This is a genomic window from Rhizobium sp. PDO1-076 (genome assembly GCF_000247475.1).
GTDB lineage: Bacteria > Pseudomonadota > Alphaproteobacteria > Rhizobiales > Rhizobiaceae > Allorhizobium.
Genome location: NZ_AHZC01000228.1, coordinates 1 through 2,156 on the forward strand (window position 1 = coordinate 1; position 2,156 = coordinate 2,156).

A 2,156-nucleotide genomic window follows, 5' to 3' on the forward strand; every position below is an offset into this window, starting at 1 on the left:
CTAAATCCGCAAAATAATGGATGGCAATGCCGTTCATAATGACTGCCACATACAGAATTCAAAACCCGAATCCCTCTATGAACTTGAACCTAGCTCTGGAAATGAGCAGGGCGGAGCCGTCGAGCCAGAAGCAGCACGCACAGCGGTAGCCAAGCCGTTGGCAAAGCCTGAACAGATGAAAGCGTTCCCGCTGTCGATGGTCCTGAAGGCTTGCCCGCAGATCTCGGACTACGGTCCCGCCGGCGCGATTTGCCATTGGCGAGAGCTGATGGGGGCCGCGGTGGTGGTTCGATCAATGCTTGGCGTCAGCCCCTCGGCTTATCAGGAGGCATGCGAGGTGATGGGGCCGGAGAACGCCGCGGTTGCTATGGCCGCAATCCTTGAGAGGGCAGGGCATATCAACTCGGCGGGCGGTTATCTTCGCGATCTCACGCGCAGAGCGAGGGCAGGGGAGTTCGGGCTGGGGCCGATGCTGATGTCACTGATGCGTGCCAATGTGAGCAGCGATCGGCAAACGGCGTGAAGCTTGTGCCGAGGCACTGCGCCCAGGGCTCGATCGAAAAACGTGAGGCACGAGGCCCCAACGATTTCTCAGATCGGCCCCACTTGGCGGCGCCATGTGTCCTTCAATCGTCTGTCGGAGTTTCAACCTTGGCTGATTTACGACCGGGTGGCCGGCCAGGGGGACGGCCTTTCCTGCTGGCTCTCGCCACTTTTCGGGCTAGTCGTTGGCGTTCAGCCTCCGCTTCCGCTTTTTGCCGAGCCTCAAGAACATCCTTAGGCGTCAATTGACCGACTATACCGATCAAACTGCGTATTGTGTCGTGCGGAAGGTCATGAATGAGTCTGAACAGCTCTACCCGATCATCGGCCTCCTCAGGTTTTTCGCCATAGAGATGAGGTGCTGCGGCATGAATCATCTGCATCGGCAGAAACCCAAGCAGCTCTGAAAGGTGGATCATTCGAGAGACGGTCAGGCGCGAGATGTTCAGTTCGTAGCGGCTATAAACCACTCGGGCGAGGCCCGCCAAAGTAGCAAAGTCGCTTTGCGTCAACCCGGTTTTTGCGCGTTGTTCGAGAAGGAAAGCAGAGAGTTTGGCGTCCATATCGCCGAAACTTACAATGCCGTCGAAGCCTTCCTCGCGGTACAATGGTCTCTGGAAATCCGGGTCCGTGGTCTCAACCAGTTCCCTTGATTTTATGTAGTCGGATAGATTCCGCACCGTCGACATTACCTCGGCCCCCAAGCCTGCGGCAGATGTTACGCACTATAACGCGCCGTAAAAGCACTATCATCCCGCGCAGATTTCAAGAAGCCCTAACAATAAGGGGGGAATAGATACAACGGCACTTAAGTTCCAAGATTTCAATCTTTTAAATTCATGAAGGTGCGGTCTGTTAATATCCGGACTCTTGGCGTCGCATCTTTTCGCATAGTTTTTGCGGCGATCATGTGCCAACCTTCAGCGCTGGTTTGGAAAACGCCTTCGATGGTTTTCTCTTCGGTGATCCAGCTCAAGTTGGCGCGCATTTCGCAAGCCAGGGAACGCGCGTCAATGTTAATGCACCTTGTCACTCTGATCATAGACTTCGGTCCAAATGTCTCAAAGTCCCACATTGAGAACCGGAACAGCTCTCGTTTTGCGCGTTCGTTCGTTGGGCAGTCTGCCTGTTTGACCGGCTCCGGTGGAGATGAGCCAATTCCAGGTATTGTTCTCTTTATCGCCTGAAGGTCGATCCCTGCCTTTTCCGCCCCTTGAGGAGAAATCATAAGGCCGAGGGTGGCGCCTAAAGCCACCCCGGCCAGAAATCGAAAATCGAGGATCAATAGCCATTGTCCTTCAGGAACTGGTCAATGGCGGCTTTGACGATGACGGTCATTTTCAAGTCGTTTTCGGAAGCTGCTCGCTCCAAGCGTTTCTTGGTGTCGTAATCGAGGGGGCAGTTGACGAAGTGTTTGCTCTCTCGAGCTTTGTTCTGTTTCAGATCCTGCAGTCGCGATCGGGACGCCTCGCGCTGCAACGACTTGGCTGTCGCCCTATCCCGGCGAGCCTCCGGTGAAGGCAGGATCAAACCCGACCTGGGAGCCGCCTGAAATGGAGGAACCTGAGCCGGCGTTTCTTCAACAGCGACGTCGTCCGGATGATCGCTAGCCA

3 protein-coding genes and 1 pseudogene are annotated in these 2,156 nt (G+C 55.3%); 1 reads left to right on the forward strand and 3 read right to left on the reverse strand.

Translation table 11 applies throughout. The features are described 5' to 3' along the window. Nucleotides 1–16 precede the first annotated feature (16 nt). Nucleotides 17–523: pseudogene (repC, locus tag PDO_RS13670) on the forward strand (plasmid replication protein RepC); the annotation flags it as partial. A 103-nt stretch (nt 524–626) separates the two neighbouring features. Here the strand turns inward: repC and PDO_RS13675 are convergent. The 3 genes from PDO_RS13675 to PDO_RS29105 form a co-directional block, all read right to left on the reverse strand. Continuing rightward, on the reverse strand, nt 627–1,232 hold the full coding sequence (locus PDO_RS13675) for a helix-turn-helix domain-containing protein (protein ID WP_007602596.1): 606 nt from the start codon (nt 1,230–1,232) through the stop codon (nt 627–629). Between the two features lie 134 nt (nt 1,233–1,366). Further along, complete coding sequence (locus tag PDO_RS13680) at nt 1,367–1,828, reverse strand: hypothetical protein (protein ID WP_052023454.1); 462 nt, start codon at nt 1,826–1,828, stop codon at nt 1,367–1,369. After that, nucleotides 1,825–2,156: hypothetical protein (locus PDO_RS29105; protein ID WP_007602598.1), on the reverse strand; the 332-nt coding region annotated here is incomplete at its 5' end. The genes PDO_RS13680 and PDO_RS29105, both read right to left, overlap by 4 nt.

What these genes read in the sequence shown, in the direction of transcription:
- PDO_RS13675 (WP_007602596.1), bottom strand. Translation starts at nt 1,232, where the DNA reads ATGTCGACGGTGCGGAATCTATCCGACTACATAAAATCAAGGGAACTG.